The organism is Bradyrhizobium sp. (assembly GCF_030697065.1).
In the GTDB taxonomy this organism is placed as follows: Bacteria; Pseudomonadota; Alphaproteobacteria; order Rhizobiales; family Xanthobacteraceae; genus Bradyrhizobium.
Genome location: NZ_JAUYQU010000327.1, coordinates 1 through 6,613 on the forward strand (window position 1 = coordinate 1; position 6,613 = coordinate 6,613).

General features: G+C 64.9%; 6 protein-coding genes. All 6 read right to left on the reverse strand.

Annotated features, from left to right (window positions below; translation table 11 throughout):
- Positions 1 to 923, reverse strand: a 923-nt coding sequence (locus tag Q8R73_RS25930) for an AtzE family amidohydrolase (RefSeq protein ID WP_305722392.1), incomplete at its 3' end; no start/stop codon positions are given.
- 7 nt (positions 924 to 930) lie between these two features.
- Positions 931 to 1,122, reverse strand: a complete 192-nt coding sequence (locus Q8R73_RS25935) for a DUF4089 domain-containing protein (RefSeq protein ID WP_305722393.1) — start codon at positions 1,120 to 1,122, stop codon at positions 931 to 933.
- Between the two features lie 94 nt (positions 1,123 to 1,216).
- A complete protein-coding gene (locus Q8R73_RS25940; RefSeq protein WP_305722394.1) occupies positions 1,217 to 3,010 on the reverse strand; it encodes an ABC transporter ATP-binding protein in 1,794 nt (597 codons plus the stop codon).
- Between the two features lie 10 nt (positions 3,011 to 3,020).
- Positions 3,021 to 3,920 carry an ABC transporter permease gene (locus tag Q8R73_RS25945; RefSeq protein WP_305722395.1) on the reverse strand — a complete coding sequence of 300 codons (900 nt, stop codon included), beginning with the start codon at positions 3,918 to 3,920 and terminating at the stop codon, positions 3,021 to 3,023.
- 10 nt (positions 3,921 to 3,930) lie between these two features.
- Positions 3,931 to 4,944: an ABC transporter permease gene (locus Q8R73_RS25950; protein ID WP_305722396.1), complete on the reverse strand. Its 1,014-nt coding sequence runs from the start codon at positions 4,942 to 4,944 to the stop codon at positions 3,931 to 3,933.
- A 6-nt stretch (positions 4,945 to 4,950) separates the two neighbouring features.
- Entirely contained in the window at positions 4,951 to 6,570 is a 1,620-nt protein-coding gene (locus Q8R73_RS25955) for an ABC transporter substrate-binding protein (protein WP_305722397.1), read from the reverse strand.
- Positions 6,571 to 6,613: the final 43 nt, after the last annotated feature.

A 6,613-nucleotide genomic window follows, 5' to 3' on the forward strand; every position in this document is an offset into this window, starting at 1 on the left:
GCGGCGGCGCGGGCGCGCGCGGCTTCGGGAATCTCCACCGTCCTGGTCGGGCCGAGCGCTTTTGCGACGCGGGCAACGGCCTCGACCGCTTCGGGGAAAACATTCTTCTGGAAGTAGCCGCCGGCGACGGCGATCCGCAAATCGCCGATGTCCTGCCCCAACAGCGCACTGACCGGCTCGACCGCCCGCGTGCTGCACGCCGCATCGTCGGCGTCAGGACCCTGCATCGCGTCATAGGCCAGCGCGAGATCCCGCACGCTGCGCGCGAACGGGCCGAGGTGATCGAAACTCGCCACGAACGGAAACGAGCGCGCGCGCGACAGGCGGCCGTAGGTCGGCTTCAAGCCGAAGATGCCGCAGAACGACGACGGCACCCGGATCGAACCGTTGGTGTCGGAACCCAGCGCCAGCGGCACCAGCCGGCCGCCGACCGCGCCGCCGGAACCGCCCGAGGAGCCGCCGGTCATCCGGGTCACGTCATGCGGATTGCGCGACGGTCCGTCATGCACGTTCTCGCCGGTGAAATCATAGGCGTATTCGCCCATGTTGAGCGCGCCGACCAGCACGGCGCCGGCCGCTTCCATCCGCTCGATCAGGGTGGCGTCGCGCGACGATGGTTTGAGATCGCGGTTGATCTTCGATCCGGCGCGGGTGGAGATCCCTTGCACGTCGAACAGATTCTTGACGGCGAACGGCACGCCGGCCAGCGGTCCTGGATTTTGACCGGCCGCGACGGCAGCGTCGATCGCCTTCGCTTTCGCGCGGGCGCGATCGGCGGTCACGTCGGTGAAGGAATTCAGGACGGAATCGTGCTTTGCGATCCGCGCCAGTGCGGCTTCCGTCACGCCGGCTGCGGATAGCTTGCCGCCGGCCACGGCCTGCGCGATTTCCGCGGCCGACAGATCGTCGGGATTTGCGCTCATGATGATATCAGGCTGCAAAGACACTGGCCGGCTCGGTTTCATCGGGCAGCGGGAACTCATCGACCAGCCGCGCCAACCGCAGCGACACTTCCAGATTGGCCTTCACCGCCGGCCTCCAGGCGTCCTCGATCGGTAGCGAAAGCGCCCGGCCGACGGCGTCGATATAATCGTCAAGCGGATCGGAACTGCTGACGGTCAACATTCTCTCCCATTTCGCCTCCGCCCGGCTTGACCGGGGCGACCCAGCAGACGCCGGCGAATACTGGATGCCACGCTTTCGCGGCGCATGACAATCATGCCGGCAACGGCGGATGTGGAATCGCCGTCAACAGCTCCCTTGTATAGGCATCCTGCGGATTGCCCAAGACGCTTTCCGCCGGCCCTTGCTCGACGATGCGCCCCGTCCGCATCACGATGACCCGGTCGCACAGCAGCCGCACCACGTTGAGATCATGCGACACGAACAGATAGCTCATGCCCATCGACGATTTCAGGTCCTGCAGCAGGTTCAGCACCACCGCCTGTACCGAGACGTCGAGCGCTGCCGTCGGCTCGTCGAGGATCACCAGTTTCGGGCGCAGCGCAATGGCGCGTGCGATGCCGACCCGGGCCTTCTGGCCGCCCGACAATTGATGCGGAAATCGATCCAGCAGGTTGACCGGCAGGCCGACCATGCCGGCCAGTTCCTCGCAGCGGGCGCGCAGCGCGTCACGTCCCTTGATGTCGCCGAGTTGCATGATCGGATCGACGATGGCGCGCGCCGCCGTGAAGCGCGGATTGAGGCTGTCGGTCGGATCCTGGAACACCATCTGGATGCTCTTGCGCAGCGGCAGCCGCGCAAACGCGTTGGGCAGGATGTTGCCGATCTCGTCGCCGTCGAACAGGATGCGGCCCGAGGTCTGGTCCAACAGCCGCATCACCATCATCGACGTCGTGGACTTGCCGCAACCGGATTCGCCGACCAGCCCGACGCTCTCGCCATGGCCGACCGAAAAGCTGATGCCGTCGACCGCGCGGAACTGTTCGAGCTCGACCGGCGGCTTGCGCGAAAACAGTTTTGCCAGCGTCGCCGTGGCGCCCTGGCGGGGATATTCCTTGACGAGTTTTTCGACGAGGAGAAGGGGTTTTGCAAGTTCGTTACCCCCGGGCTTGACCCGGGGGTCCAGCTTTGAGGAAGAGTCCGGCGAAGAAAGATGGATGGCCGGGTCAAGCCCGGCCATGACGGTTGTTGGGTGGGACGCGATCGGCGCCAGCTTCGACGCCTCCTCCTCCGGCAACAGATCGCGCAGGGACACGCCGACCCGCGGCGTCGCGCGCATCAGCTTCCTGGTGTAGGGGTGTTCCGGTTTCGCGAAGATGTCGGCCGACAGCGCGGTCTCGACGACACGGCCCTTCTCCATCACCACCACGCGGTCGCAATAGGCTGCGGCCAGGCCGAGGTCGTGGGTGATCAGGATGGTCGACATGCCCCGGCTTCGGGTCAGTTCGACGATCAGGTCCATCACTGCCTTCTGCGTGGTGACGTCGAGGCCGGTGGTCGGCTCGTCCGCGATCAGGAGTTGCGGATTGCAGGCCAGTGCCAGCGCGATCACCACGCGCTGGCACATGCCGCCGGACAGTTCGAACGGATAGGCGTGATAGCGCTCGCGCGGACGGGCGATCTTGACCGCCTCCAGCGCCTCGATCGCCTTCTCGCCGCGATCGCCGGCGGCGGCCTGGACATGCTGGCGCAGCACGTCCTCGATCTGGTCGCCGACCTTGCGGATCGGGTTCAGCGCCGCACGCGGATTCTGGAAGATCATCGAGATTTCGCGGCCGCGCAGGTCGCGCATCTGGTCCTCGGTGGCGTTCCGGACGTCAATGCCGGAGAACGTCACCGCGCCCTCGGCGATCTTGCCGGCGCGGTCGAGGATCCGCATCACCGCGTAGGAGGTGACGGACTTGCCGGAGCCGGATTCGCCGACGATGCCGAGCGTCTCGCCCTTTGCCACCGTGATGTCGACATGCTGAACGGCCTTCACGATGCCGCGGCGGGTGGCGAATTCGACGGTGAGGTCCTTGACGTCGAGCAGCGGTTGCGCGGTCATCGCGTGATCCTCACGTCCTGCGCTGCGGATCGACGATGTCGCGCAGGCCGTCGCCGAGCAGGTTGAAACAGAACACCGCGATCATCAGCGCGAGGCCCGGAAACAGCGCGATCCACCATTCGCCCGAGACCATGAAGCCGGCGCCTTCGGCGACCATGATGCCCCATTCGGGGGTCGGCGGCCGCACCCCAAGGCCGATGAAGGACAGGCCGGCGGCGTTGAGGATAGCGTAACCCATGGTCAGGGACATCTGCACGATCATGATCGGCATGATGTTGGGCAGGATATGCACCAGCAGAATCCGGAATTCGCCATTGCCCGACAACCGCGCCGCCTGCACAAAACCGGCGTCGCGCCGGACATTGGCTTCGGCGCGGGCGACGCGGGCATAGAGAGGGAAATTCACGATCGCGGTGGCGATGATGATGTTCTGCACGGTGTTGCCGAGCGCGGCAACGATGCCCATGGCCAGCACGAACAGCGGGAATGCCATGATGGTATCGGCGATGCGGCCGACGATGCGGTCGGTCCAGCCGCCGAAATAGCCCCCGGCAATGCCGGCAAGGCCGCCCATCAGGAACACCAGCACCACCGATGCGACGGCGATGAAGACGTCGAGCCGTGTCGCCACGATGACGCGACTGAATATGTCGCGCCCGAGTTGGTCGGTGCCGAACCAGTGCGCCGCCGAGGGCGGCTTCAGCGCCGACGCAGTGTTCGACGCCAGCGGATCGTAGGGAACGATGTAGGGGCCGAACAGCGCCGCGAACAGGATAACGACCAGAAGGCCGAACGCGAACGCGGTGACGCGGTTCTCGCCAAGAACGTAGCGGGTGTGCTCGAACATCGCGGCGAGTCCCGAGGTGCGGGCGGGGCTGGCGGGTTCGACCACGGGGGCGGCGCTGCTCATGTTTCCAACCTCACCCTTCGAGCCTGACGCGGGGATCGATCACGCCATAGAGAATATCGATCAGGAGATTGAGCAGCACGTACATCACGGCCATGGTGAGCACGAAGCCCTGCACCGGAGCGAAGTCCGACGAAATCAGCGCTTCCACCGCATAGGAGCCGATGCCGGGCCAGGCGAACACCTTTTCCACCAGCACGTTGGCGCCGAGCAGGAAGGAGAACACCATGCTGAGCGTGGTGATGACCGGCAGCATGGCGTTGCGGAAGGCGTAGGTGACGATCACGGTGCCCGGCGACAGCCCGCTGGCGCGCGCGGTTCGCACGAAATCCGACGACAGCACCGCCAGCATCGAGGCCCGCGTCATGCGCGCGATCGGCGCCAGCGAGAACACCGCGAGGGTCGCGGCCGGCAGCATCAGCTGGCTGAACGCCGAGCGAAAGGTCTCGAAGTCTCGCGCGATCATGGCGTCGATCAGATAGAAGCCGGTCACCGCCGGCGGCGCGCTGTAGAACACGTCGAGCCGCCCCAGCGGCGCGGGCGACCAGCCCAGCCGGAAATAGAACACATAGACCAGCACCAGTCCGGTGAAGAACACCGGCAGCGAGACGCCGGCCGTGGTGGTAATCCGGCAGAGATGGTCGATCCACGAGCCCGGCCTGGTCGCCGCGAGCACGCCGAGCGGAATTGCGATGGCGATCGAAACGACGAGGCCGAGCAATGTCAGCTCGGCGGAAGCCGGCAGGCGGTTGCGGATTTCGGTCGCGACCGGCTGGCCGGTGGTGAGCGAATTGCCGAAATCGCCCTGGGCGAGGTCGGCGGTGTAGCGGAAGAACTGCTCGATCAGCGGCTTGTCGAGGCCGAGTTTCTTGCGGATCTGTTCGACCGCCTCCTTGGTCGCGGCGGGGCCGGCGAAATAGGCCGCGGGATCGCCGGGCAGCGCGCGGGTCAGCAGGAAGGTGACGATCACGACCCCGATCAAGCTCGGGATCGCGAACATCAGCCGTTTGCCGATCATGGTCAGCATGTGGCGTTACGCCTTCACCAGGGCACGGTAGTCGAGCCTTCGGTGGAACCAGTACTGGTAGCCCGAGACGTTCTTCTGCATCGCGACGTTGACGTAGGGCTGGTAGAGCGGAATCCGCGGAATATCCTTGAACGCAAGGTCGACGAAGCCCTTGACGTCCTTCTCGTAGACCGCCTTGTCGCCGACCGCCGCGGCATCGACGGCGCCGTGGATGAAGGCATCCATCGCCTTCGACTGGTAGCTCATGGTGTTGAAGATCGAGTTCTTGCCGTCGTAGCACCAGATGAAGAAGTATTCGGGATAGTCGAGCCAGCCGGAGAACACGTTGGTGTAGAGCGGCAGCACCTTCTTGTTGAGCTCCGTGCGCCAGTTGGCGCCCGGGATCTTGTTGATCGTGGTCTTGATCCCGATCTGGCCGAGGCTCTCCTGCACCAGCACGCAGAGCGGCTCGTTGACGCCGGCGAAACCGAGATCGAACGACAGCGTGGTCTCGAAGCCGTTGGGAAAGCCGGCCTCAGCCAGCAGCGCCTTGGCCTTCTCGATGTTGGTGACGAATTTGGTCGGCTGCGGCCACGCCACCTCTGTGGGCGCATCGGCGGCCGCACCGAACATCGGCTTGGCGAGCCCGAACAGCACCGCGTCCATGATCTTCTGATAGGGAAGCGCGCAGGCGACCGCTTCGCGCACCTTCGGATTGTCGAACGGCGGGATCTTGACGTTCATGCCGATGTACTGGACGCCGTTGGAATACGGTACCGACACGATGTCGAGCTTGCCGCTGCCCTTCAACTCGACGAAATCCTTGTTGGGCAGGTCGTAGGAGATATCGGCGTCGCCGCGCTCCAGCAGCGCACGGCGGTTGCCGGCCTGCGGCACCATGCGCCAGATCACGCGCTTGACCTTGGGCATCGGGCCGCCGACCCAGTCGTCATTGCGCTCCAGGATCACTTCGGTGCCGGCGGTCCATTTCGCCACCTTGTAGGCGCCGGAGCCCGCGGTCTGCTGCTTGGTATATTCGAGACCCCACGGATCCTTCTCGGATGCGTTCTTCTTCACCAGTTCGGAATTGATCACGCAGGGCACGATCACAGCGAGATCGGGGATGGTCAGGCGGTCCTTCTTGATGAAGTCGATCCGCACCGTGTGGTCGTCGACCACGACGAACTGCTCGCGCTTGGTCAGCGAGCCCGCGCCCATCTGGAAGGTCGGGAAGCCGCCGACGCTGACCGCGCGGTCGAGCGACCATTTGACGTCCTTTGCCGTGACCGGCGCGCCGTCGTGAAACTTGGCGTTCTTCCTCAGCTTGAAGGTCACCGACATGTCGCCGACCTTCATGTCTTCGGCGAGTTCGGGCTTGAACTTGTCGCGGTCGTAATACGCCACCCCGCCGGGGCCGGTCTTCATTTCGTGGCTGATCAGCCGGTCGTAGCAATTCCACGACACCTCGTATCCGGGCACGTTGGTGCCGACGCCATGAATGTCGAGATTGTTGGGACCGCTTTCCGAGACGATCAGGAGCGTTTCGGAGCGGGCCTGGGCCTTTGCGGCGGACCAGATCGCCGGCGCCGGCACCATGGCGCCCGCTGCAACCCCGGTGACGGATTTCAGAAAATCGCGACGTTTCATGTGATGCTCCCAAAGCTGCGGACGGAAATCTGCTTTGGAACCG

What these genes read in the sequence shown, in the direction of transcription:
- Q8R73_RS25940 (WP_305722394.1), bottom strand. Translation starts at nt 3,010, where the DNA reads ATGACCGCGCAACCGCTGCTCGACGTCAAGGACCTCACCGTCGAATTC.
- Q8R73_RS25945 (WP_305722395.1), bottom strand. Translation starts at nt 3,920, where the DNA reads ATGAGCAGCGCCGCCCCCGTGGTCGAACCCGCCAGCCCCGCCCGCACC.
- Q8R73_RS25950 (WP_305722396.1), bottom strand. Translation starts at nt 4,944, where the DNA reads ATGCTGACCATGATCGGCAAACGGCTGATGTTCGCGATCCCGAGCTTG.
- Q8R73_RS25955 (WP_305722397.1), bottom strand. Translation starts at nt 6,570, where the DNA reads ATGAAACGTCGCGATTTTCTGAAATCCGTCACCGGGGTTGCAGCGGGC.